23 protein-coding genes are annotated in these 22,804 nt (G+C 69.8%); 10 read left to right on the top strand and 13 right to left on the bottom strand.

From position 1 onward, the window contains the following. Window positions 1-51: 51 nt before the first annotated feature. Window positions 52-1,380: an L-lysine 6-transaminase gene (gene lat, locus YIM_RS39010; RefSeq protein ID WP_194239897.1), complete on the bottom strand. Its 1,329-nt coding sequence runs from the start codon at window positions 1,378-1,380 to the stop codon at window positions 52-54. Between the two features lie 572 nt (window positions 1,381-1,952). Here lat and YIM_RS39015 point away from each other — a divergent pair. The 5 genes from YIM_RS39015 to YIM_RS39035 all read left to right on the top strand — a co-directional run bounded on the left by YIM_RS39015 (window position 1,953) and on the right by YIM_RS39035 (window position 8,333). Continuing rightward, window positions 1,953-3,140, top strand: coding sequence for an aminotransferase class V-fold PLP-dependent enzyme (locus tag YIM_RS39015; RefSeq protein ID WP_153035145.1), 1,188 nt, complete (start codon window positions 1,953-1,955; stop codon window positions 3,138-3,140). Then, window positions 3,137-4,078 carry a 2OG-Fe(II) oxygenase family protein gene (locus YIM_RS39020; RefSeq protein WP_153035146.1) on the top strand — a complete coding sequence of 314 codons (942 nt, stop codon included), beginning with the start codon at window positions 3,137-3,139 and terminating at the stop codon, window positions 4,076-4,078. Before YIM_RS39015 ends, YIM_RS39020 begins: the two co-directional genes overlap by 4 nt. Then, entirely contained in the window at window positions 4,075-5,484 is a 1,410-nt protein-coding gene (locus tag YIM_RS39025) for an MFS transporter (protein WP_153035147.1), read from the top strand. The genes YIM_RS39020 and YIM_RS39025 overlap by 4 nt, the downstream gene beginning before the upstream one ends. A 23-nt stretch (window positions 5,485-5,507) precedes the next feature. After that, window positions 5,508-6,095 carry a D-alanyl-D-alanine carboxypeptidase family protein gene (locus YIM_RS39030; RefSeq protein WP_228004299.1) on the top strand — a complete coding sequence of 196 codons (588 nt, stop codon included), beginning with the start codon at window positions 5,508-5,510 and terminating at the stop codon, window positions 6,093-6,095. A 171-nt stretch (window positions 6,096-6,266) separates the two neighbouring features. Then, window positions 6,267-8,333, top strand: coding sequence for an acyltransferase family protein (locus YIM_RS39035; RefSeq protein ID WP_153035148.1), 2,067 nt, complete (start codon window positions 6,267-6,269; stop codon window positions 8,331-8,333). On the opposite strand, the gene YIM_RS39040 is transcribed toward YIM_RS39035, so the two are convergent. Further along, window positions 8,320-8,700, bottom strand: coding sequence for a MerR family transcriptional regulator (locus tag YIM_RS39040; protein ID WP_153035149.1), 381 nt, complete (start codon window positions 8,698-8,700; stop codon window positions 8,320-8,322). The genes YIM_RS39035 and YIM_RS39040 overlap by 14 nt on opposite strands. A gap of 98 nt (window positions 8,701-8,798) precedes the next feature. Here YIM_RS39040 and YIM_RS39045 point away from each other — a divergent pair, with 98 nt between their 5' ends. After that, complete coding sequence (locus YIM_RS39045; protein WP_153035150.1) at window positions 8,799-9,938, top strand: serine hydrolase domain-containing protein; 1,140 nt, start codon at window positions 8,799-8,801, stop codon at window positions 9,936-9,938. Here the strand turns inward: YIM_RS39045 and YIM_RS39050 are convergent. Then, entirely contained in the window at window positions 9,920-10,552 is a 633-nt protein-coding gene (locus YIM_RS39050) for a permease prefix domain 1-containing protein (RefSeq protein ID WP_153035151.1), read from the bottom strand. The two genes, YIM_RS39045 and YIM_RS39050, sit on opposite strands and share 19 nt — an antisense overlap. After that, window positions 10,549-10,869, bottom strand: a complete 321-nt coding sequence (locus YIM_RS39055; RefSeq protein WP_153035152.1) for a helix-turn-helix transcriptional regulator — start codon at window positions 10,867-10,869, stop codon at window positions 10,549-10,551. The genes YIM_RS39050 and YIM_RS39055 overlap by 4 nt, the downstream gene beginning before the upstream one ends. Before the next feature lie 73 nt (window positions 10,870-10,942). Here YIM_RS39055 and YIM_RS39060 point away from each other — a divergent pair, with 73 nt between their 5' ends. Continuing rightward, window positions 10,943-11,374, top strand: coding sequence for a hypothetical protein (locus tag YIM_RS39060; protein WP_153035153.1), 432 nt, complete (start codon window positions 10,943-10,945; stop codon window positions 11,372-11,374). Window positions 11,375-11,376: 2 nt separating this feature from the next. Here the strand turns inward: YIM_RS39060 and YIM_RS39065 are convergent, their stop codons facing one another. From YIM_RS39065 to YIM_RS39080, 4 genes are all read right to left on the bottom strand, one after another. Further along, a complete protein-coding gene (locus tag YIM_RS39065; protein WP_228004300.1) occupies window positions 11,377-12,519 on the bottom strand; it encodes a S1 family peptidase in 1,143 nt (380 codons plus the stop codon). Window positions 12,520-12,674: 155 nt separating this feature from the next. Beyond that, complete coding sequence (locus YIM_RS39070; RefSeq protein WP_153035154.1) at window positions 12,675-13,796, bottom strand: 5-methyltetrahydropteroyltriglutamate--homocysteine S-methyltransferase; 1,122 nt, start codon at window positions 13,794-13,796, stop codon at window positions 12,675-12,677. Between the two features lie 31 nt (window positions 13,797-13,827). Then, window positions 13,828-14,673, bottom strand: a complete 846-nt coding sequence (locus YIM_RS39075) for an SDR family oxidoreductase (RefSeq protein ID WP_153035155.1) — start codon at window positions 14,671-14,673, stop codon at window positions 13,828-13,830. Between the two features lie 48 nt (window positions 14,674-14,721). After that, the gene (locus YIM_RS39080; RefSeq protein ID WP_153035156.1) at window positions 14,722-15,609 is read right to left on the bottom strand and encodes a LysR family transcriptional regulator; all 888 of its coding nucleotides are present in this window, start codon (window positions 15,607-15,609) and stop codon (window positions 14,722-14,724) included. A gap of 74 nt (window positions 15,610-15,683) precedes the next feature. On the opposite strand from YIM_RS39080, the gene YIM_RS39085 reads away from it, so the two are divergent. After that, a complete protein-coding gene (locus tag YIM_RS39085; RefSeq protein ID WP_153035157.1) occupies window positions 15,684-16,547 on the top strand; it encodes a DMT family transporter in 864 nt (287 codons plus the stop codon). Here YIM_RS39085 and YIM_RS39090 read toward each other — a convergent pair. Beyond that, window positions 16,489-17,919 carry an MFS transporter gene (locus YIM_RS39090; protein ID WP_153035158.1) on the bottom strand — a complete coding sequence of 477 codons (1,431 nt, stop codon included), beginning with the start codon at window positions 17,917-17,919 and terminating at the stop codon, window positions 16,489-16,491. The two genes, YIM_RS39085 and YIM_RS39090, sit on opposite strands and share 59 nt — an antisense overlap. Before the next feature lie 86 nt (window positions 17,920-18,005). Between YIM_RS39090 and YIM_RS39095 the strand changes: the two genes are divergently transcribed. Next, window positions 18,006-18,383, top strand: coding sequence for a MarR family winged helix-turn-helix transcriptional regulator (locus YIM_RS39095; RefSeq protein WP_153035159.1), 378 nt, complete (start codon window positions 18,006-18,008; stop codon window positions 18,381-18,383). A 51-nt stretch (window positions 18,384-18,434) separates the two neighbouring features. Here the strand turns inward: YIM_RS39095 and YIM_RS39100 are convergent, their stop codons facing one another. Then, the gene (locus YIM_RS39100; RefSeq protein ID WP_194239898.1) at window positions 18,435-19,175 is read right to left on the bottom strand and encodes a carbonic anhydrase family protein; all 741 of its coding nucleotides are present in this window, start codon (window positions 19,173-19,175) and stop codon (window positions 18,435-18,437) included. Between the two features lie 249 nt (window positions 19,176-19,424). Here YIM_RS39100 and YIM_RS39105 point away from each other — a divergent pair, with 249 nt between their 5' ends. Continuing rightward, a complete protein-coding gene (locus YIM_RS39105) occupies window positions 19,425-19,904 on the top strand; it encodes a hypothetical protein (RefSeq protein WP_153035161.1) in 480 nt (159 codons plus the stop codon). A 567-nt stretch (window positions 19,905-20,471) separates the two neighbouring features. Here the strand turns inward: YIM_RS39105 and YIM_RS39110 are convergent. From YIM_RS39110 to YIM_RS39120, 3 genes are all read right to left on the bottom strand, one after another. After that, the gene (locus YIM_RS39110) at window positions 20,472-20,951 is read right to left on the bottom strand and encodes a GNAT family N-acetyltransferase (RefSeq protein ID WP_153035162.1); all 480 of its coding nucleotides are present in this window, start codon (window positions 20,949-20,951) and stop codon (window positions 20,472-20,474) included. Then, window positions 20,921-22,180 carry a glycosyltransferase 87 family protein gene (locus YIM_RS39115; protein WP_153035163.1) on the bottom strand — a complete coding sequence of 420 codons (1,260 nt, stop codon included), beginning with the start codon at window positions 22,178-22,180 and terminating at the stop codon, window positions 20,921-20,923. The genes YIM_RS39110 and YIM_RS39115 overlap by 31 nt, the downstream gene beginning before the upstream one ends. A 95-nt stretch (window positions 22,181-22,275) precedes the next feature. Further along, complete coding sequence (locus tag YIM_RS39120) at window positions 22,276-22,572, bottom strand: hypothetical protein (RefSeq protein WP_153035164.1); 297 nt, start codon at window positions 22,570-22,572, stop codon at window positions 22,276-22,278. Window positions 22,573-22,804: the final 232 nt, after the last annotated feature.

Consider the following 22,804-nt stretch of genomic DNA (forward strand, 5'->3'; position numbering starts at 1 on the left):
AGGAAGTTCCTTCTCGTCAGGAATGCGGCGGAAGATTTCGACGGTCGCGCGTCAGCTCACCGGGACGACGCTGCTCGCCAGCGCCTCGAGTCCCAGGTCGATCTCGCTTTCGGTGACCGTCAGCGGCGGCCGGAACCGCAGGCCGCGCGTCCCGCACGGCAACGCGATCACCCGGTGCTGGGTGTACATCCGGCGCAGCACGCCGTCGCGGGACTCGGCATCGGGCAGGTCGACGGCGCACATCAGGCCGCGACCACGCGCGTTGGTGATTTCCGCGTGCTGCCCGGCCAGTGCTTCGAGCCCGTCACGCAGGTACTTTCCCCGCCGCACCACGGCATCCAGCAGTTGCGCGCGTTCGATGGTCTCCAGCACGCGGGTGGCGCGGACCATGTCGGCCAGGTTCCCGCCCCAGGTCGAGCTGATCCGGGAGGACACCGCGAACACGTTGCCGGGCACCTCGTCGATCCGGCCGCCGCCCATCACCCCGCACACCTGGGTCTTCTTGCCGAAAGCGACCAGATCGGGCCGGAGGCCCAGCTGCTGGTAGGCCCAGGCCGTGCCGGTGAGCCCGCAGCCGCTCTGCACCTCGTCGAGCACGAAGAGCGCGTCGTTGGCGTGGCAGAGTTCCTGCATCGCCTGGAGGAACTCGGCGCTGAAGTGGTTGTCCCCGCCTTCGCCCTGGATGGGTTCGGCGAGGAAGCAGGCGATCATGCCGTCCGCGGCGCGGAACGCCTCCGCCGCGGCGGCGAGCGCCTCCCGCTCGGCCAGCCGGTTCGCTTCGGCGTGCTCGTCGAGCGGGTGGGTCAGCGCGGGGGCGGGAATGCGGGGCCAGTCGAACTTGGGGTAGCGCGCGGTTTTCGCCGGGTCGGTGTTGGTCAGCGACATGGTGTACCCGCTGCGGCCGTGGAAGGACCGCTCCAGGTGCAGCACCTGCAGCCGGTCGACCGCGTGCTCGTCCAGCCCGAGTTTCTGGGCCTTCCAGTCGAACGCCGCCTTCAGCGCGTTCTCCACCGCCAGCGCGCCGCCGTCGACGAAGAACAGGTGCGGCAGCAGCGGGTCGCCCAGCACGCGGGCGAAGGTGGTGACGAACCTGGCGTACGGCACGGTGTAGATGTCGGGGTTCGACGGCTTGTTCACCGCGGCCGCGGCCAGTTCGGCGACGAACGCGTCGTCGTCCACGATGCAGGACGGGTTGATCCCGAGTGGCGCCGAGGCGAAGAATGAGAACAGGTCGAGATAACGGGTGCCGGTGACGGCGTCGACGAGCCAGGAACCCGAACTCGCGGAGAGATCGAGCACCAGGTCGTAACCGTCGGCGAGCACGTGCCGCGCGAGCGCCTGGCGCACGTCACGCGCGGCCGGTACGCGCGCTGCCGGCATCTCCAGAACCATGCGGTCCCCCAGCGTCTGTCCAGTGGCGGGAAAAGGGCCGTTCGAGTGAAGTGCGCCGGCGAATTCGCTCAGCGCACAGTTGCACTGACCGTCGTGTTCCGCCCAGTGCCATTTTGGGTAATGCCGAATGACTGCGCCGCGAAAATGATCAGCGCGCATCAACACGTGGCAGTTTGCTCGCCACACGACCGAGGCTAACAGTGCCCGCCGGGCCGGAAACCGCCATTGGAGTGACACCCTTCGAAGGGGTGCCACCACCCGGCGCACCGGCGGGCATCCCCCGAGTGGAGCGCGCGAATCGGCTGCACACAAGGGATTTCTCCAGGTCGGACCCCCTGCGGACGCCAGTGACATCACCCGCTGTCCGGTTTTTCTTTGCCAACTCGCGGAGCCGACTGGTAGCCTTTCGACATCGACTGAGGGCGCCATCCGACAGTTCGCCGTGACACCGCGGCCTCTTTGCGGAATGGCTTTATCCACGCCCGGTTCGACGCGTTCGCAGAATGCACGGACGCGCATTTTTCCCGCCGTCGTTTATACCTATCCGGGGAGAGCCGCGCATGGTCGCGAAAGCCTGGGCGAGCGCCCGTGACCAGGTGCTTCGCGACCCGGCCGTGATCAATCTCAACACCGGTTCCTGCGGCAGGCTGCCGCGTCCGGTGTTCGACCGGGTCACCGCACTGCGTACGCGGTTGGCCGCCGGGCCGATGGACTTCCTCTCGCGGCAGCTGCCTTCGCTGCTCTGGACCGCGCGCGAGCGCCTGGCCGAATACGTGGGCACGCGCCCGCACCGGCTGGCTTTCACCACCAACGTGACCGGCGCGGTCAACCTGGTGGCCTCGTCGGTGCGCCTGGCGCGCGGCGCGGAAATCCTGCTCACCGACCAGGAATACGCCCCCATGCGGTGGTGCTGGGAGCGGGCGGCGCGGCGGCAGGGCGCAGTGGTCCGGACCTTTCGGCTGCCGGCTCAGCCGACCGATCCCGAGGAGGTCGTCGAGGCCGCCGCGGCCGCGATGGGCCCCCGCACCCGGCTGTTCTTCTTCAGCCACGTGGTATCCGCGACCGGCCTGGTAATGCCCACCGCGCGGCTGTGCGAAGAAGCACACCGCCGCGGCATCCTGACCGTGGTCGACGGAGCGCAGGCGCCGGGATTCACTGGTCTGGACCTCGACAACCTGCCGTGCGACTACTACGCGGGCAGCGGGCACAAATGGCTGCTGGCCCCGACCGGCGTCGGTTTCCTTCACTTCGGCGACGACCAGGCCGACGTGCTCCAGCCCGCGCAGGTGAGCTGGGGCTACCACGGGCCCGACGGTCACGCACCCGACGAACGCACGGAATTCGGCAGCACTCCCCGGCTGCGCAACCTCGAATGCGAGGGCACGCGAGACCTGTGCCCATGGCTGGCCGTGCCGGACGCGATCGACTTCCAGGCCGGGTTCGGGCACGAGCGCGTCCGGGCGCGCGCACGCGAGTTGGCGGCGTTCACCCGTGAACGCCTCAGCGGCCGGCACGGACTGGAGCCGGTGACGCCGGAGCACCCGGAGCTGTCCGGCGCGATGACCGCGTTCGCGCTGCCGCCGGGCACCGGCCCCGGGTTGAGCCGCGAACTGTGGCGCCGGTTCCGGATCGAGGTACCGGTGACCGGGCCGCCCGAACGCCCGCTGCTGCGGGTGTCCACGCATTTCCACAACACCGAAACCGAAGTCGAGCGCCTGGCGGAGGCGTTGAAGGAGCTGAGCAGATGACGGACACGACCGTGCCCACCTTCGATCTGACCGAGTTGCGCGCGGGGCTGCACCAGGAGGAGTTCCGCCGCGCGCTGAGCGAGAAGGGCGTGTTCTACCTCGAGGGCAGCGGGCTCGACGAAGCCGACCACGCCCCGGCGCGTGAGGTCGCGGTCGACTTCTTCGACCACGGCACCGAGGCCGAGAAGAGGGCCGTGATGACGCCGATCCCGACCATCCGGCGAGGTTACGCCGGACTGGAGTCGGAGAGCACCGCGCAGATCACGAACACCGGCAAGTACACCGACTACTCGATGTCGTACTCGATGGGCACGGCGGACAACCTGTTCCCCACGCCGGAGTTCGAGCAGGCGTGGGAGGACTACTTCGCGCGGATGTACCGGGCTTCGCAGGAGGTCGCGCGGCAGGTGCTGACCACGGCGGGCGCCGAGCCGGTCGAGGGCATGGACGCCTTCCTCGACTGCGAACCGCTGTTGCGGCTGCGGTACTTCCCCGAGGTGCCGGAGGACCGCGTCGCCGAGGAGCAGCCGCTCCGGATGGCCCCGCACTACGACCTGTCGATCGTCACCCTGATCCACCAGACCCCGTGCGCGAACGGCTTCGTCAGCCTGCAGGTCGAGGTCGGCGGGTCCTATGTGGACATTCCGGCGCGACCGGGCGCGGTGCTGGTGTTCTGCGGCGCGGTGGCCACCCTGGTGGCCGACGGCCGGATCAAGGCGCCCAAGCACCACGTGGCCGCGCCCGGCGCGGACAAGCGGGTCGGCAGCAGCCGCACCTCCAGCGTGTTCTTCCTGCGTCCCAACGGCGACTTCAGCTTCTCCGTGCCGAGGGCGAGGGAGTGCGGCTTCGACGTCAGCATCCCCGCCGAGACCGCCACTTTCAACGACTGGATCGGTGGCAACTACATCAACATCCGGAAGACCGCCGCCGCAAGGTGACCACCACCGTTCGAAGCACCGCCACCACCGCGCTGGTGCTGGCCTGCGTCGCGCACTTCCTGGTGGTGTTCGACACCTCCGTGATCACCGTCGCGCTGCCGTCGATGCGGGCGGAGCTCGGCTTCGCGCCGGCGAGCCTGCAATGGGTGGTCAACAGCTACACGCTGGCCTTCGCCGGGTTGCTGCTGTTCGGCGGCAGGCTCGCCGACATCCACGGCCACCGGCGGGTGTTCCTGGCCGGGCTCGCCGTGTTCACCGCGGCGAGCCTGGTCGGCGGGCTGGCCACCGCACCGGCGATGCTGATCGCGGCGCGGGCCGCGCAGGGCGCGGGCGCGGCCGTGCTCGCGCCGCTGGCGGTGACCATGCTGACCACGTCGTTCCCCGAAGGTCCCCGCCGGACGCGGGCGCTGACCATCTCCACCGCGGTGGCGCTGGTCGGCGGCGCCTCGGGCAACCTGCTCGGCGGGGTGTTCACCGAGTTCCTGTCGTGGCGGTCGGTGCTGCTGGTCAACGTGCCGATCGGGATCCCGGTGCTGTACTTCGCCGCGCGCGTGCTCGCCCGGCCCGCGGACACGCCGTGGGGCCGGGTCCGGCTGGACCTGCCGGGCGCGGTGCTGGCCACGACCGGGCTGACCCTGCTCACCTTCGGCGTCTCACAGACCCACGAGCACGACTGGGGTCACCCGTCGGTGGCGTTGCCGCTGGCGGGCGGGGCGGTCGCGCTGCTCGCGTTCGTGGTGGTGGAGGGGAAGTTCGCGGCGTCGCCGCTGATCCCGCCGCGGTTGTTCGGCCTGCCCGGGGTCGGCTGGGGCAATCTGGCCATGCTGCTGGCCGGGGCGAGCCAGGTGCCGGTGTGGTTCTTCCTCACCCTGACCATGCAGAACGTGCTGGGCTACAGCGCCGCGCAGGCCGGGCTCGGGTTCGTGCCGCACGCGCTGGTGATGCTGGTGGTCGGTCTCCGGCTGGTGCCGTGGCTGATGCGGCGTGTGCAGGCCAGGGCGCTCATCGCCGCGGGCGCGGTGATCGGCGCGATCGGTTTCTGGTGGCAGAGCCGGATCACGCCGGACAGTGCCTATCTCGACGGCGTCCTCGGTCCGGCCGTGCTGATCTCGATCGGTGGCGGGCTGGTGGGCACCCCGCTGGCCAGAACGGTCACCTCCGGGGTCGAGCCGGTCGACGCGGGCGCGGCCTCCGGGCTGATGAACACCACCCGGCAGTTCGGCGGCGCGTTCGGGCTGGCGGTGTTGCTGACAGTGACCGCGAGCGGCACCTCCGGCAGCGCCGCGACGCTGGCGGAGCACTACGGCGACGCGTTCACCGGCATCGCGCTGATCATGCTCGCGATCGCCGCACTCACCCCGGTTCTGCCCGCCACGCGTGACCTCCCGCACGTCGCCCGCCGCTGATCACCGTCGCTACCATCGGTGCGGTGGCCACCCCCGGAGACAGACGGACCCTGATCAGCACGCTGACCGCACTGGTGCTCGCCATCGCCGCGGTGGTCACGCTGGGTGCCACCGGCAAGGTCACCTTCGGCGAGGATCCGGTACCCGGCCGTGCCGAAGCCATCCTCGCCGAGGTCCCCGGGCCCGAAACGGGACCGGTCTGCCCGCTGGACAAGCGGTACGTCGACGAGCAGCCCGCCGGTCTGCGCCCCGACGTCCAGGCCGCGTTCGACCGCCTCCGCTCGGCCGCGCGGGCGAAGGGCGTCCAGTTGTGCGTGCAGGACAGCAAGCGCAGCCTGGCCCAGCAGCAGCGCGAGTTCGACCAGGCCGTGGCGAAGTTCGGCAACGCGGAACTGGCCGGGCGGTACGTGCTGCCGCCGGAGAAGTCCATGCACGTCCAGGGCATCGCGGTGGACATCCAGCCGCTGGCGTCGGCGGCCTGGGTGGAGCGCAACGGGGCCGCGCTCGGCTGGTGCCGCCGGTACGAGAACGAAGAGTGGCATTTCGAGTACAGCGCCGACTACGCCACCACCGGCTGCCCGGCGATGCTGCCCAGCGCCACCGGCAGCTGACCGACCAGGGGCGATAGCGACGCGTGTCGGCGGGCATGACCGTTCGTGCACGCCGCAAAAGGTTGCCCTGGAACGATGTGGACCAACTCACAGCAGTGAAGTTCGCGTCCGCGTGCCCCTGTCCGGTTGGATGACCCCCTGCCCCGCCCGTGAGCCGAGAAAGATGACCCGTTGGCGACCCAGACCCACTTCCGGACCGACATCCAGGCGCTCCGGGCGATCGCGGTGCTCGCGGTGGTGTTCAACCACGTCTGGCCAACGGGGCTGACCGGCGGTTACGTCGGCGTCGACGTCTTCTTTGTGATCTCCGGCTTCCTGATCACCTCGCACCTGGGTCGCGAGGTGGGCCGCACCGGGCGCATCCGGCTCGGCAAGTTCTACGCGCGGCGCGCGCGACGGCTGCTGCCCGCGGCACTGCTGGTGCTCTTCTTCAGCCTGCTGACCGCCTACTTCGTGCTCCCCTTCCCCCGCTGGGAGACGAACGCGCAGGAAATCCTGGCCAGCGCCTTCTACGTGCAGAACTGGCTGCTCGCCGCCAATTCCGTCGACTACTCGGCGCTGTCCGCCTCGGCGAGCCTCGCCCAGCACTACTGGTCGCTGTCGGTGGAGGAGCAGTTCTACCTCTTCTGGCCACTGCTGTTGCTGCTGTTGTTCCGCGTGCGCGGGTGGCGGGCGATGACCACCGGCATCGCCATCGCCGGGTCCGCTTCGCTGGCCTACTGCGTCTACCTCACCGCGACCGCCAAGGAAGCCGCGTACTTCGTCACCCCGGTCCGCGTCTGGGAGTTCGCGATCGGCGCGCTGCTGGCGTTGTGCGCGCTGAAGATCCCGCTGCTGAAGCGGGAACGCGCGCTCGCCTCGGCGGCGGGTTTCGCGCTGATCCTCGGTTCGGCGGTGCTGTTCGACCACCACAGCCCGTTCCCCGGCTGGCTGGCGCTGCTGCCCACGGTCGGCACCGGGCTGGTCATCCTGGGCGGTACGCGCCCCGGCGACCAGTGGCACACCAGGTTCACCGCGGCCCGTCCCGTGCAGTTCCTCGGTGGCATCAGCTATTCGCTCTACCTGTGGCACTGGCCGTTGATCGTGCTCGCGCCGTTCGTGCTCGGTTCGGCGCGCCTGTCGCTGTGGCAGCAACTGGGCCTGCTGGCGGTGTCCGTGCTGCTGGCCTGGCTGACCAAGCTCCTCGTGGAGGACCGCGGCCTGAACTGGCAGCCGCTGGCGCGCAGCGCGCGGACCACCTTCACCGCGGTGGTCGCCGGCATGGCCGTGATCGCGCTGGCTTCGACCAGCCTCACCTGGGCCTACGACGACGAGGTCGCCGAGAGCGAACTGGCCGCGAAGCGCGACACGGTGAAGGTCTGCCACGGCGCCGCCGCGCTCGCGCCGGACAGCGGTTGCGAGGCGCCGTTCGGCCCGGCCAAGGTGCCGTACCTCGGCCCGTCGAGCGAGTACCACCAGCGCCCGCCCGAATGCGGCGAATGGCTCAACACGCACCTGGCCGGGGAAACGAAAACCGTCAGCGTCTGCGACTTCAGCGATGGCGCGCCCCGGCCGAAGGTCGCCTGGCTGGTCGGCGACTCGCACGCGCAGCAATGGCAGGCCCCGCTGTTCGACATCGCGCGCGAGCACGGCTGGGTGGTCAAGCTCGGTCTGCTCGGCGCGTGCCCGATGGCCGACATCTCCTACCGGGGCTTCCGCGGGGAGACCACGGCTTCCGGCGACATCGAGGTGCCGGAGTGCACGCACTGGTCACGTGATCTCGCCTCGTCGATCGCCGCCGAACGCCCCGCCTACGTGTTCACCTCGTTCTACGCCAGGCAGGAAACCGCCGACGACGGCAGCGGCCGGACTCAGCTGGCGCAGTACCGCGAAGGGCTCGGCACCTACTGGAGCGCGTGGACCGGGGCGGGGGCCAAGGTGTACGTGCTCGCCGACCCGCCGCTCAACGGTGACGTCCGCCAGCCGGACTGCGTCAGCATCAACGCGCAGAACCCGGCGGTCTGCGGCGTGGACCGCAAGCGCGCGCAACCGCTGGACCCGCTCACCGAGGCCGCGCGCACCACCCGGAACCCCGGCGTCCGCCTGATCGACCTGACCGACTACTTCTGCGACGCCAGGCAGTGCCACGGCGTGATCGGCAACGTGGTCGTCTACTACGACGCCGACCACCTGAACCGGGAGTACGCGCGCTCGCTCAAGCCGATGCTCGCCGCGCAGCTGGAGATCACCGAGGGCTGACCCCGGCGCACCGGCTCTCCACGGCCCGCGCCACGGCCGAGGTGGTGATGATGTCGTCGAGCCGGTCCCTGGTCTGCTGGAGGTTCGCGAGTTGGCCGTCGATGCGGTCGCGTTCGGCGGTGAGCCGGTCGAGCAGTTCGGGGGTCACCTCGCCGCTGACCACGCACGGCAGCAGGCCGGAGATGGTCCGGCTGGCCAAACCGGCCGCGTAGAGCTGCTGGATCAGTTCGACCTGCCGAACCGCGTGCTCGCCGTACTTCCGCTGCCCGCCCGCGGTGCGCGTCGAGGCGAGCAGGCCCTGCTCCTCGTAGTACCGCAGCGCGCGCACGCTCACGCCCGCCCGCTTGGCCAGTTCACCGATGCGCATGGACGGCCTCCTGTGATCGGGTCGCAGCTATTTGACTCTTACGCCGGCGGCAGGATTTAGCGTAGCGAGGGAACTCCGCCCCGTTCGAGGAGATGATCATGACCCTGGTCCACGGTACCCATGACGCGCGCTTCGCCGCCGCGCGCGCAGTCTTCGAGGAGAATCTCGAATCCGGCGAGGAGCTGGGCGCGTCGCTGGTGGTCGACCTCGACGGCGAACGCGTCGTCGATCTCTGGGGCGGGTTCCGCGACCAGGCACGCAACATCCCGTGGGACGAGCACACCATCACGAACGTCTGGTCCTCCACCAAAACCGTGACCAGCCTGGCCGCGCTGGTGCTCGCCGACCGCGGGCAGCTGGACCTCTACGCGCCGGTCGCCCGCTACTGGCCGGAGTTCGCCGCGAACGGCAAGGAAAACGTCGAGGTCCGGCACCTGCTCTCGCACACCTCCGGGGTGTCCGGCCTCGAACAGCCCGCGACCGTCGAGGACCTCTACGACGTGGCCGGGTCGACCGCGCGCATGGCCGCGCAGGCGCCGTGGTGGGAGCCGGGCACGGCCTCGGGTTACCACGCGACGAACTTCGGGCACCTGATCGGCGAGGTGGTCCGCCGGGTGAGCGGGAAGCCGTTGAAGCAGTTCACCGACGACGAACTCGCCGGACCGCTCGGCGCCGATTTCCGCCTGGGCGCCGAAGAAGCGGACTGGCACCGGATCGCCGACGTGGTGCCGCCACCACCCTTGGAACTGGACTTCGAGGCGCTCGGCCCGGACAACATCATGGTGAAAACGCTGACCGGACCGGCGGTCGACCCGACCGTCGCGAACACCGCGGCGTGGCGCAAGGCCGAACTCGGCGCGGTCAACGGCCACGGCAACGCGAGGTCGCTCGCGCGTCTGCTCTCGGTGATCCCCCGCGGCGGCACCGTCGACGGGGTGCGGCTGCTCGGCCAGGACACCATCGAGCTGATCTTCGACGAGCAGGTGAACGGGGTGGACCTCGGCCTCGGCATCCCGTTGCGCTGGGGCATCGGGTTCGGCCTGCCACGCCTGGACGTGCTGCCGTGGATCCCGGACGAGCGGATCTGCTTCTGGGGCGGCTGGGGCGGATCGATGGTGATCATGGACCTGGACCGCCGGATGACGCTGACCTACATGATGAACCGGATGGGGCCGGGCATCATCGGCTCCGACCGCAGCGCCACCTACGCCAAGGCGGTCTACGACGCGCTGAGCTGACGGGCGCACTCGCGGCAGGCGCGGGCCGAGGCCGCCACCACCCCGTGTGAAACCACGCTGAGCACCGCGGCGGGCAGCACCAGCGGCCAGGCCCGGTGCTCGGACGCGGCGACCACGAGCACCACGGTGGCCAGCGGCATCGCCACGCTCGCGGTGGTCCCGGTCCAGGCGGCCACCAACGGCAGCAGCGGCGGCATCGGCAGCCGCCGGGCCAGCGCGCCGGTGGTGACCAGGGTGACCCCGGCCGCCAGCACGGCGACCACCGCGACCGCGGCCAGCGCCTGCGCGGCCTCGGGCAGTTCGTGGCCGCTCCACACAGCCAGCCAGCAGACGATCAGCACCGGCACGGTCAGGGCCACCACCCGCGAGGTGGCTCTGGTCTGCCCGATGGTCAGCTCGCGCTGGCAGCTGGGCACCAGTTCCCCGACGGTGCCGAACTCCCGCACCGCGGCTTCGACGGCCTCGCGGCGCGGCAGGCCTTCGGCGGCGTGCTCGGCGACCGCGTCGGCCAGTCCGTCGCGGATCTCCCCGACCATCCTGGCCTTGGCGCGCGCGGGACCGTGCAACGCGGCCGACAGCTCGGCGGCATATTCGTCCAGAGGATCGTTGCTCATGACGGGTTGAGCACCGAGCCGATCGCGGTGGTGAACTCGGCCCAGCCACTGCGTTCGGCGGCCAGGCCGCGCCTGCCCGCGTCGGTCAGCTCGTAGCACCGGCGCCTGCGCTCGCCGACCGACTGCCAGCCACTGCGCAGCAGGCCGATCCGCTCCAGCCGGTTCAGCGCCGGATAGATGGTGCCGGTGCGCAGTTCCAGCGCGCCGGCACTGCGCTGCTGCACCGCGGCGATGATCGCGTACCCGTGCAGCGGCCCCGGTTCGAGCACGGCGAGCAGCAGTCCGTCCAGGTGCCCGCGCACCGCGTCCGCTCTCATGAGTAGACAGCCTACCCATAAATACAGTAGGAAGGGTACATATTGGCTGCCTACATGTAGCGAGGTTACTCCCTTGACCAAGTTCCTGCTGTCCGTGCACGTGCTCGCGGCGATCCTGGTGGTCGGGCCGATCGCCGTGGCCGCGTCCCTGTTCCCCCGCTACGCGCGGGCCGGAGGAGGCGGAGGCGCGCTGCTGCACCGGATCTGCCGCGGATACACCGTGGTCGGCATCGCGGTCCCGGTGTTCGGCGTGGCCACCGGCGCCGCGCTCGGGGTGCTCACCGACGTCTGGCTGCTCGTCTCGGTGGTGCTCACCGCGGCCGCGGCCGGGATTCTGGTGGCGGCCATCCTGCCCGGTCAGCGCAAGCTGCTCGACCTGCCGGAAAGGGCCGAGCCGGGCCGCCTGGCGACCCGGCTCAGCATGCTCACCGGTGTGTTCAACCTGCTGTGGGCGGTGGTTGTGGTGCTGATGATCGTCCGGCCGGGATCGACCACCGGGGCCTGAACTCAGGGGATGCGGACACCGAAGTCGGCGTTGGCGGTGGCGAAGTCCTGGAAGCCCATCCGCGGCCCGGCCGCGCGGGTCACCGTGCCCGCCGCCTGCACCCCGCCACCGACCTTCAGGTAGACCGAACCGCCGCTGTCCCCGCCGCGCGCACCCGGCTGGCCCTGCTGCTGCTCGACCTCCACCAGGTCCTCGGCGTCCTGCCAGAAGAACAGCACCTTCAGGTCGCACACCGGGTTCCCGGTCTGCTCGGCGCTGGTCACCCCGCTCTGGCAGAGCAGCTGGCCGACAAAAACGTGCGTCCAGCCGAGCACCTGCTCGGTGGTGTTGCTGCTGCCGCCGCCGACGTACATCCGGTTGCTCGCCTGGGAAGTCGGGATGAGCGCGATGTCGTGGTCGTTGTGCCCCTGCCCGACGTTGCCGATGAACTCGCCGACGCCGTCGGTGATCCGGTGCCCGTTCTGCCCGCAGTGCTCGGCGGTCAGCACGAACTGGTTGCCCGCACCGTTGCGCACGCCGAACCCGGCGGTGCAGATGGTGCCGGCGGTCTGGTTCCAGGTGCGCGCGCCGCCCTTCCACGGCGGGGCGTCGTCACCACGGGACACCGGCGCCAGCGGTTCCTCGTGCAGCACGCGCAGCGGCACATCGGCGACCTCGTTCAACGCGCTGAACGTGGTCATCACGCCGGGTTTGGCGGCGAGCACCAGTCCGCTGCCGTCGCCGGGGCTCTTCACGCCGTATGCGCCGGAGTCCGGATTCTCTTGCAGCCAACGGTTCACGCGATCCGCGGCGGCGTCGAGTTCGGCTTCGGTGTAGGCGGCCGGAGCGACACGAACCGGGGCGAACGCACTCGCCGCGCGCACGGCCTCGCCGACCGCCGGGGTGGACGCGCCTTTCCACCACAGCACCACATCCGAGGATTCGAGCACGATGCCCGCGTAACCACCGGCGGCTTCGGCCAGCCGGGCGCGCAGCACTTCCGCCGCACGGACGAGCGGCTGCTGGTCGAGCACGCGCTGCTCGCCGGCGGTCAGGGTTCGCGCGGGCTCCGCCTGCGCCGTGGGCAACGCGGAAACCGCCGCGAGGGCGGCAAAACCGAGGCCCAGCAAGGTGGTTCTGAATCTTTTGGACAGCACGGAATGCACGGTTCGCTCCTTGGGGACGGGGAGGGGAACGAGCTGCGCCGACGCGGGAACAGATTGTCACGAATCGCGGGCGAACCGTGGAAAAGCACCGGCTTCCGACAAAACCGGCCAGACGAAAGTCGGATGAATCCCCACCCTAATGGGGCGCGCGCCCGCTAACCCCAGATGAGGGCCGCCGTTTCGACGATCCGCTCCAGCTTCGCCTTCTGCTCGTCGAGGGTCAGGTCGTTGCCTTCCTCGGTCGAGGAGAATCCGCACTGCGGTGACAGGCAGAGCTGGTCGATGTCGACGTACTTCGCCGCGGCCTCCACCCTGGCGCGCAGGGAATCCACGCTCTCCAGCGTACCGCGCTTGGTGGTGACCAGGCCGAGCACGACCTGCTTTCCCTTGGGCACGAACCGAAGCGGCTCGAACCCGCCCGAGCGCTCGTCGTCGAACTCGAGGAAGTAGCCGTCCACCTCCAGCTCGTTGAACAACGCGTCGGCCACGAAGTCGTACCCACCGGCGGCGACCCACGACGAGCGGAAGTTGCCGCGGCACAGGTGCGTGGTCACCCGCAGTCCGTCGGGCCGATCGCGCAGCGCGGCGTTCATCGTGGCGATGTTGCGCACGTGCTGCTTGTCCGGGTCACCGCCGATCCTGGCGACCATGGCCCGCTGCTCGGGATCGTTCAGGTAGGCCAGGCTGGTGTCGTCCAGCTGGAGATAGGTGCAGCCGAGCCCGGCCATGCCCGCGATCTGCTGGCGGTAGGCGGTGGCCAGGTCGGCGTAGAACTCCTCCAGGTCCGGGTACACCGTCTCGTCCACCGCGGCCCGCCCGCCGCGGTAGTAGACCATGCTCGGTGACGGGATGGTCTGCTTCGGCGTGACACTCTCGTCCACAGTGGACTTCAGGTAGGTGAAGTCGTCGGCGAAGACGACCTCGTCCAGCCCGATCTTCCCGTTCACCCGGAAGGCCGACGGGCTGAACTCGAGATCGCCCTTGTCGTTGTGGAAGGTGACGTGCAGCTGCTCGTCGCTCTTGCCGATCCCGCGCAGCCGGTAGATGAAATCCATGTGCCACGAGCCGCGGCGGAACTCCCCGTCGGTGGCCGATCGCAACCCGGCGGCGCGCTGCAGCTCGACCACCTCGCGGATCGCCTCGTCCTCCACGGTCCTCAGCTCGACCGCGCCGATTTCCCCCTTCGACGCTCTCTCGCGAGCGGCCCGGAGAGCGGGCGGACGCAGCAGGCTGCCCACGTGATCGGCACGGAACGGCGGAGTCTCGCGCGGAGTCATCCCCCCATCGTCGAGCAGGCGGGAGTCGCGATCAACCCCGCGCCGAAAACTCTGCCTTGTGCTCGGCCGCCCACTGCCGGAACGAACGCGGCGGGTGCCCGGTGAACCGTTCGACGGTGTTGTTCACCGGCGCCGGCCTGGTGCCCGCCTGTTCGGCGACGCTGATCAGGTGGTCAAGGACGGCTTCCGGCATCCACGGTTCGCGGCGTTCTCGCGCCTGCTCCCTGGTCAGCGCGTCGACCACGAGCGGACGGCACAGTTCCTCGGCCAGTATCGCGACGATCTCCGCCTGGCTCAGCGATTCCGGCCCGGTGAGCGTCAGCGAGTGCCCGCGGTAGCAGCCGGTGGTTAGCAGTTCGGCGACCACCTCGGCGATGTCGTCCTCGTGGATCGGGGTGAACTGGCCTTCCGGATGGGCGATGCCGACGCGGTCCCCGGTGCGGATCTGCTCACCCCAGTCACGACGCGCGTCGCTGGCCAGCCAACTGGGGTAGATCACCGTGTGCGGCAGGCCCGACTCGCGCACCGCCCGTTCGACAGCGAGGTGGCCGACCCGGATCGGGTTGTCCGGCGCACCCTCGAAGACGTCAGGAGAGGACAGCAGCACGACGTACCCGACTCCGGCTTTCTCCGCCGCCGCAAGAAAATCCGTCGGCGCCTTCCGGGTCGGGTACAGGAAGATCGCGTCGATCCCGGCCAGCGCGGCGTCGGCGTTGTGCGGATCCAGCAGGTCCAACCGCACGGGCTCGACTCCATCGGGCAGCGTCAGCCCGGTCAGGTCGCGGGCCGAGGCACGCACCGGGTGGCCGCGTCCGGCCAGTTCGGCGACCAGCCTGCTGCCGATGTTGCCGCGGGCGCCGGTGACAAGAACGGTCATGGTCAACACTCCCTTTGCTTTGTCAGCAAATCATCTTTGCTTACAAAGCTATATCACGAGCCCGGCCAGCACGGCCAGCGCTTCGGCGAGGTCCGGCTGGCCTGCGCTCCCCCGCCGCAGGCAGGCGATGAGCTTGCGGACCGGCCGCGGGTTCCCGGTCAGCGGCACCCTGGTCACCGCGTGCTCGGCGGGGACCGGCACGATCCTCGGCAGCAGGCAGATGCCGTGCCCGTCGGCCACCAGCCGCGAAATGGCGAACCACTCCTTCACCTGGTGCGCGACCGCGGGCGTGAAACCCGCCGCGGCGCACGCCGAGAGCAGCAGGTCGTAGGTGTCGTTCTCGCGGGGTTTGACGATCCAGCGCTCGGCGGCGGCGTCGGCGAGCGTGACCGCGCGGCGACCGGCGAGCGGATGACCGGCCGGCACCAGCAGATCCTGCGGATCCTCGTGCAGGATCCGTTGCTCGAAGCGGGGATCGTCGACCGGCGGGCTCGCCGGGGTCGGCAGAACCACCGCGAGATCGGCCTGTTCGGCGAGCAGCAGCCGGAAGCACTCCTCGCTCTCTTCCTCGACGAGTTCGATGCGGCGCCGCGGCTCGCGGGCTTGCATGGCCGCCGCGGCGGGCGAAAGCAACGCGGCGATGGCCGAGGAAACCCCGCAGAAGCGCAGGGTCCGGCGAGACCCGCCAAGATCCGCGCGAGCGCGTTCCCAGTGCTCCTGCAACGCGTCCGCGTGTTCCAGCAAGGCGTGCGCGGCGGCGGTGAGGCGCACACGACGACCGTCACGGACGAGCAGTTCGACACCGAGTTCGTCGGCGAGCGCGCGCAGTTGCTGCGACACCGCGGATGGCGTCACGTAAAGGGCTTCGGCCGCCGCGGTGACCGTGCCGCGATCGGCCAGCACCCGCAGCACCTGCACCCGTCGAAGGTCCATCATGTAGCTGACGCTAAACGAAATCGCCCGGAAATCCTCGATGGACCTGAACGGATCTCCGGGCTGAAGCTGGCGGCATGGTTCCCGCTCCGCTTCTCGTGCTCACCGCGGCGATCTGCACGCAGACCGGCCAGGCCTTCGGCAAGCAGCTCTCCGGGACGATCGGCGCGGGCGGGGTTGTCGCGCTGCGCCTGGGATTCGCGGCGTTACTGCTCCTGCTGTGGTTCCGGCCGAAGCTGCCCGACCGGCGGCACCTGCCGTGGATCCTCGGGCTCGGCACCGCGATCGCTGGCATGAACCTGGTCTATCCGGCGATGCGGTATCTGCCGGTCGGGGTGGCGAGCACGCTGCAGTTGCTCGGACCGCTGCTGGTCGGACTGCTCGGTTCGCGACGACCGGCCGACCTCGGCGCCGCCGTGGTGGCCGGCGCCGGGGTCTGGCTGCTGAACGATCCCGCGGGCGGTCCGCCGCACTGGCCGGGCCTGGTGCTCGCCCTGCTTTCCGCCGTGGCGATGGGTTCCTACCTGCTGCTGAGCCGCCGGGTCGCCCTGCTCACCGGCGACACGTCCGGACTGGTGTGGGGTGTCGCCTTCGCCGCCGTGCTCGGCATGCCCACCGGACTGCTCGCGCAGCCGGTGGACTGGGCGCCGGGAGTACTGCCGGCGGGCGCCGCCGTCGCGACGATCACCGCGGTACTCCCGTACACCCTCGAACAGTCCGCGCTCCGGCGGATCAACGCCGGCACCGTCGGTGTGCTGCTCAGTCTGGAACCGGCGGTCGCCGCGGTCGCCGGGCTGCTCGTGCTGGACGAGCAGCTCTCGGCGCTCCGCTGGCTCGGCCTCGGCTGCATCAGCACGGCGACCGGCTGGACCGCGTGGACCGCTATTTCGTCGCGGTCGCGGCGAGCGCGAGTTCCGGCTGAGCCACCCGCGAACGCTTGACCACCCCGGAAATCGCGACCAGCAGACCGAGCACGGCGATCCCGGTGACCACGCCCAGCGCGGGCGTGAGCCCGTCGAGCACTCCGGCTCCCTCACCGCCGTTCGCGGTGAGCACCGCTGTCACCACGGCCAGCCCGATCGCGCCGCCGACCTGGATCGAGGTGTTGAGCAGGCCACCGGCCAGGCCCTGCTCGTCGTCGCTGATGCCCGCGGTGGCCTGGATGTTCAGCGAGGAGAACGCCAGCGTGAAGCCGATTCCGAGCAGGATCATGCTGGGCAGCACGGCACCGGCGTAGCTGGAATCCTTGTCGATGCCCAGGAACAACGCGTAGCCGACGACGTGCGCGGCGACCCCGACGAGAATGGTGCGCGGGGTGCCGACCCGATCGATCAGCGGCTCGATCCTCGGCGAACCGAAGGCGACGATCAGCGCCGCGGGCAGGAAGCCCAGCGCGGTCTGCAATGCGGACCACCCCAGCACCGACTGCAGGTACAGCATCACGACGAACTGGAAACCGATGTACGCGCCGAAGAACAGCGCTCCCCCGAGGTTCGCGCGGGCCAGCGGGCCGGACCGCAGGATGCCGAGGCGCAACAGCGGGTGCTTCGAGCGCTTCTCGATGAACACAAAGCCGGCCAGCAGCGCGATGGCGAGCGCGAAGGAGATCAGCGTGCGCGGCGAGGCCCAGCCGATCTCCGGTGCCTCGACCACGGCGAAGACCAGCAGCAGCGAACCGGCGGCGCCGGTGATCGCGCCGGGGAAGTCGTAACCGCGGCCCGATTCGGGGCGGTACTGCGGGATCAGCTTGATCGCGGCGACGAGCGCGGCGAGCGCGATCGGCACCGGCAGCAGGAAGGTCCAGCGCCAGCCCACCTCGGTGAGCAGGCCGGAGAAGACCAGCCCGGCGGAGTACCCGCTCGCGCCGAACACGGCGAAGATGCTGATCGCCTTGTTGCGGGCCGGGCCCTCGTGGAAGGTCGTGGTGATGATCGACAGCGCGGCCGGGGCGGTGAACGCGGCCGCCAGCCCCTTGACGAACCGGCTCGCGATGAGCAGCGGGCCGCTGTCGACGAGGCCGCCGAACAGCGAGGCGACGGCGAACACGGCGACCGCGATCAGGAAGACGCGGCGCCTGCCGAGCAGGTCGGCGGTGCGGCCGCCGAGCAGGAGCAGGCCGCCGTAGCCGAGCACGTACCCGCTGACGACCCATTGCAGCGCACTGGTGGAGAGGCCGAGTTCGGCCTGGATGGAGGGCAGGGCGACGCCGACCATCGACACGTCGAGCGCGTCGAGGCCGACGACGGTGGAGACGGTCAGGAGCACGCCCCACAGGCGTGCGTCCCACCGGGTTGAAGACGTGGACAAGCTCATGGGTCAGGACAGTACATGCACACGCATCTAATGCCAACGCATTTAATGTCCTTGCATCAGATTCGTGTGCATGCTATCTTCGCCGGGTGAGCGATGTCGCCGAGCAGACTCTGGTGCGGGAGTGGCACGAGTTGTCCGCGCGGCACGCGGCGGTGTTCAACGCGCTCGAGTGCCGGTTGCAGGAACTGCACGGCATCGGCATCAACGAGTTCGAGGCACTGGAGCGGCTGGCGACCTGCGACCGCAAGTGCCGGGGCGCGGACCTCACCGAAGCCGTGCACCTGAGCCAGAGCGCCACCTCACGGCTGGTCGCCCGGCTGGAGCGCGAGGGCCTGGTCGAACGCGCCATCTGCGCCGAGGACCGGCGGGGCATCTTCATCACCCTCACCGAGGCAGGCCAGCAGCGTTATGCGGAGGCCAAGCCCACGCACCGCGCGATCCTGTCGAGCACCCTGCGCGCCTGACGCTTTTCCGGGTGCCGCGAATATGGCTTTCACGGCACCCGGAAAGAGGCGTCAGAACTGGGGAACGCCGGTGACGGTTCGGCCGTTCACCGGTTGCACGGTGCGCGCGTTGCCGTCCACGAACAGGCTTTGGAAACGCGTGATGGTCTCCTGGCTGACGGTCAGTTCGGCGGTCAGGAACCACTGCACGTCTTCGCTGAACGGGGCCGTGGTGAGCGAGCCGTCGTAGCGAAGGGTGCTCCGGTTGGCCGGGAGCAGCGAGTTCAGGTCGACGTCGTGCACGTCGACCGGCTCACCGCATTCCGGCGTCAGCTCGGCCAGCACCTTGTCCACAGTGGACTTGTGGCCCGCCCGCAGCGGAACGCCGATGACCAGCAGCCGGCCCGCCGCGCTGCGGTGGACGAAGTGCATCTCCAGCGGGTCGGCGTGGCCGCCGAAGCGGTGCTCCGACGGGGTGTGGAAGTGGAACTGCTCCAGTTCGTACCGCACCCCGGCCACCGTGACGTGCCCGGCGCCGGGGGTCACGTTGGCTTCTTCCGTTTCCTCGTGGTGGCGCGTGGTGCACCCCGCGGGATCGGCGGTGTCCTTCCGGACGTATTCCAGCTCCACGTCCGAATGCCCGTAGAAGACATTCAGCTTCGGCTGGCTCGGATCGATCTTGATCGCGCCCGGGGTCACGTTGATCGGGCTCTGCCTCGGCAGTTGCGACTGGGCGGCGGTACCGCCCGCGGTCAGCGTCGCCACCACGAGGGCGAGGGGAACAAGAACAGCGGTGAGGCGTCTACGTGTCACGCTCGGAAACCTTTCGAGGACCCGAATGAAACTGATGATCCATTCGGACAAATCGGTTCACTCGGCTGGAGGAACTCGATTGCGAGGTAACACATCCTTCTCCCGTTTCGACCGTTCTCACAAGATCCACGAACCGGGCATTTGTGAACAAGCAGGTCAATTCAGCCCAGGTTTCCCGTGAATGGAAGGTGATCTGCGCAACACCGCCTCGGATCGCGCGTCAAGCAGAACAGCCGTACTGTCCGGTTTGTGCCTGTTCTTCCCGTGCTCGCCTCGCTGCTGCTGACCCTGCCCGCCCCGCTCACCACCGAAAAAGCGGCCGAAGCACCGTGCGACGGCGTCACGGTCGCGGTCGCGCTGCCCGGCGAACTCGTGGTGCGGTGCGCGACCGGCGCCACCGATGCCCGGCAAGCGCTCGACCGCACCGGCCTCGCCGTGCACGCGGGCCGCGGCGAGGGCCCCTACGGCGACTCGGGTTACGTCTGCCGGATCAACGAAACCCCCTCGCCCGCCGACGACGACTGCACGGGCCACCAAGACGGCGCCCCGTACTGGAAGGTGTGGCGCGTCGGCCTCGACCCGGTGGCCTGGCGCACTTCACAGACCGGGGACGGCCCGGCCGGCGTCCCGGTCTGCCCGGGCAGCCTGGTCGGCTTCAGCTTCGGGGCCGAGATGCCGGTCGGCCCCGCGGACGTGATGGCCCCGGGCTGGCTGCCGCCGACCTGCTGACCCCGGGCCACTGTCCCGCGCCCCCTCACACGGCTGCCCTCATGGGCTGCTGCCCCCGGACGGTCACCCGCCCTCTCAAACGGCTGCCCCTGCCCCTCGGCCAGTTGCCCCTCGCACGGCTGCCCCCGCAAACCGCCGCGCCTTCGGCCAGCTACCCACCCCTCAAACAACAACGGCCTCGCGGATCGCTGCCCCCGCCGACTACCCAACCCTCAAGCGGCGGCCCCCGCGGGATGCTGCCCCCGGCCAGCTGCCCAACCCACGAACGGCTGATCCCCGCGGGCTGATGTCCCTCGGCCGACTACCCACCCCTCAAGCAGCTGATCCCCGCGGGATGCTGCCCCTCGGCCAGCTGCCCATCCCCGAACGGGCTGCTCCGCGGACCGCCGCCTCTGGGCCGCCTGCCCACCTCTCTCGCGCAGCCGCCCCCGCGAACCGCTGCCCCTTCGGCTGGCAACCCACCCTCGAACAGCCGCCCCTCAGCCAGCTGCCCACCCTCGAACAGCCGCCCCTCGGCCAGCTGCCCACCTCTCGCGCAGCCACCTCCGCGGACCATCGCCCATCGGGCTACTTGTGCGGTTCGAAGATGCGGAAGCCTCGTCGCAGGTAGTTGGGCATGGCGTTCGGGTGGTCCTTGGTCGAGGTGTGCAGCCACACCCGCCGCGCACCCGGCACCGCCCACGCCTCCTGGACCACCAGTGTCAGGGCATACCCACCCAGCCCACGGCCGACGAACTCCGGCAGCAGGCCGAACGTGCTGATCTCCACATCACCGCCGTCCTGTGGGACGTAGTCGGTGGCGCCAGCGGCCTCACCGTCGAACCGGATCACCCGGTACTCGCGGTCCTCCTTCGCCAGCCACTCGTCCCAACCCGCGTCGGTGCGGGTGGCGCTGCTCCAACCGTGCGGCGCACCGACACGCGCGTGCAGTTCCCTGATCAACGGCGACGTGCGCCCGACCGGGTCCAGCACCAGCCCGTCGACCGGCCCCGCCGGGCGCAGGTCGCCGGGCGCGGTCATCTCGAGATAGGTGATGATCTCGTCCATTCCGGCAGACTAGGACCCGGCTCAACCAGTTTCTCCACGGTCACCCACACCGCCAGCACCAGCGCCCCCAGCATCACCATCGCCAGCACCCGGAAGTCCACAATGGCCGGGGCCGTGCCGCCGAACCCGCCGTCCGCGGCCAGGTAGGGCAGGTACGAGAACAGCGACGCGAACTGCGTGAGAATCGGCAACGGCCACAACAACCGGGGCAGGTGGAACGCGGCGACCACGGTCAGGACGTCGGCGAGGTAGAAGTACCGCTCGTGCATCGCGGGCAGGAAATACGGCACCAGCAGCGCCGAAACCGTTGCCAGCAGCAAGATCCGGGTGGTGGTCAACTCGGTCGCCCTGGCCAGCAGCGCGACGATTCCGCCCAGCAGCAGCGCTCCGGTCAGTGCCACTCCCACCGCCTTGAGCACGTCGGTATCGGTGACCCCGGTCAGGAACTGGTACGCGTTCGGCGCGTTCAGCGTGAGCTGGCCGTAGGTCTCGGTCTGCGTCGCGTAGATCGTCAGCAACGCCACCGGATCGGCGCCGATCAGCAACGCGGGCACGTCGAGCACCAGGTAGACCGCGGGCACCAGCAACAGCGCGCGCCACGGCACGCGCTTGGCCAGCACCAGCAGCAACAACACCGGGAACAGGAAGATCGCCTGGAGCTTGAACGCCAGCGCGAGCCCGAAGAAGGCACACGCCAGATAGGGCCGGTGACGCAGCGCGAAGTAGAGACCGCCGAGCGCGAACGCGGAATAGATCGAATCCGCCTGCGCCCACATCGAACTGTTCAGCACCACGGTCGGCAGGAACACCACCACCGCGCCGGCCGGCAGCGGCCACCAGCGCCCCGGGTACCGCAGGTCGACCAGCCGGTAGGCGAAGTAGGCCAGGACGAAGTCGAACACCACCGAAATCAGCTTGATCCCGATCAGCGGCGGCACCGGCAGATAGCTCAGCACCACCAGCAGGTACAGGTAGGGCGCGTTGTAGTTGGAGAACTCCTGCCGCAGCGCGCGCCAGCCGCCGTTCTGCTCGATGAACTCGTACCAGCGGAGCAGGAACGCGTTGTAGTCCCCGGACCGGTAATCGAAGAACAACGTGCGCACGGTGATCGCGGCGAACACCAGCAGCGTCAGTGCGGCGAGCTTCTTGGCGGTCACCGCCGGGAAGCCTTCGCGGGAAGCTGGACCGTCGAGACCCCGGAGGACTTCCGGCGGCGACCACTTGTTCATGACGGTGAGTGAAACGGGACGGGCTGTGAACCGGCTGTGCGTCAGATGTGCGTCCGCCCAGCAAAAGGTTCAGCGGAAGGTTCAGCAGAAAAGCATCAGCGGAAAAGGTGCTCGATCCGGCTGGAGATCGCGGAGACCAGCGGGGCGAACCTGGCCCGGCCGCCGAGCAGGGACTGCACCTTCGACCAGCGGCTCACCGTCAGCTCGGGGTGCACGGTGTCCGGCAGGCCGCGTTGCAGCGCGCGCATGTCCTCGGCGAGCAGCGCGAGATTGCCGTCGAGGACCTCGCGCTTCGGTACGTCCTCGCGGCCGGTCTGGGCACGCAGCCGGTCGAGCAGCACGAGCAGCTCGGTGGCTGAATCCGCGGTGGTCCCGGCCTCGATGCTGATCACCCCGCTCTCGCGCCGACGCCGAGCACAAACGGTACCGCGCGCGAAAAGTCGAGGGAACAGGCGGCGAGAAATCACTGTCACCACAGTCGAACGGTTACTCACCGCCACCGTGGCGGTCCTAAGCGGACTGTCCGGTGTGGTGCGGGTCGGCGGCTGTCCTCTTCGGACGCCGTATTGGCGGGGTGGCGGTGGAACCCGGCGGAACGGACGGGTCGGGGGTCAGCCCGTTCCA

This window comes from Amycolatopsis sp. YIM 10, from assembly GCF_009429145.1.
GTDB lineage: Bacteria > Actinomycetota > Actinomycetes > Mycobacteriales > Pseudonocardiaceae > Amycolatopsis.

What these genes read in the sequence shown, in the direction of transcription:
- lat (WP_194239897.1), bottom strand. Translation starts at nt 1,380, where the DNA reads ATGCCGGCAGCGCGCGTACCGGCCGCGCGTGACGTGCGCCAGGCGCTC.
- YIM_RS39015 (WP_153035145.1), top strand. Translation starts at nt 1,953, where the DNA reads ATGGTCGCGAAAGCCTGGGCGAGCGCCCGTGACCAGGTGCTTCGCGAC.
- YIM_RS39020 (WP_153035146.1), top strand. Translation starts at nt 3,137, where the DNA reads ATGACGGACACGACCGTGCCCACCTTCGATCTGACCGAGTTGCGCGCG.
- YIM_RS39040 (WP_153035149.1), bottom strand. Translation starts at nt 8,700, where the DNA reads ATGCGCATCGGTGAACTGGCCAAGCGGGCGGGCGTGAGCGTGCGCGCG.
- YIM_RS39045 (WP_153035150.1), top strand. Translation starts at nt 8,799, where the DNA reads ATGACCCTGGTCCACGGTACCCATGACGCGCGCTTCGCCGCCGCGCGC.
- YIM_RS39050 (WP_153035151.1), bottom strand. Translation starts at nt 10,552, where the DNA reads ATGAGCAACGATCCTCTGGACGAATATGCCGCCGAGCTGTCGGCCGCG.
- YIM_RS39055 (WP_153035152.1), bottom strand. Translation starts at nt 10,869, where the DNA reads ATGAGAGCGGACGCGGTGCGCGGGCACCTGGACGGACTGCTGCTCGCC.
- YIM_RS39070 (WP_153035154.1), bottom strand. Translation starts at nt 13,796, where the DNA reads ATGACTCCGCGCGAGACTCCGCCGTTCCGTGCCGATCACGTGGGCAGC.
- YIM_RS39075 (WP_153035155.1), bottom strand. Translation starts at nt 14,673, where the DNA reads ATGACCGTTCTTGTCACCGGCGCCCGCGGCAACATCGGCAGCAGGCTG.
- YIM_RS39080 (WP_153035156.1), bottom strand. Translation starts at nt 15,609, where the DNA reads ATGATGGACCTTCGACGGGTGCAGGTGCTGCGGGTGCTGGCCGATCGC.
- YIM_RS39085 (WP_153035157.1), top strand. Translation starts at nt 15,684, where the DNA reads ATGGTTCCCGCTCCGCTTCTCGTGCTCACCGCGGCGATCTGCACGCAG.
- YIM_RS39090 (WP_153035158.1), bottom strand. Translation starts at nt 17,919, where the DNA reads ATGAGCTTGTCCACGTCTTCAACCCGGTGGGACGCACGCCTGTGGGGC.
- YIM_RS39110 (WP_153035162.1), bottom strand. Translation starts at nt 20,951, where the DNA reads ATGGACGAGATCATCACCTATCTCGAGATGACCGCGCCCGGCGACCTG.
- YIM_RS39115 (WP_153035163.1), bottom strand. Translation starts at nt 22,180, where the DNA reads ATGAACAAGTGGTCGCCGCCGGAAGTCCTCCGGGGTCTCGACGGTCCA.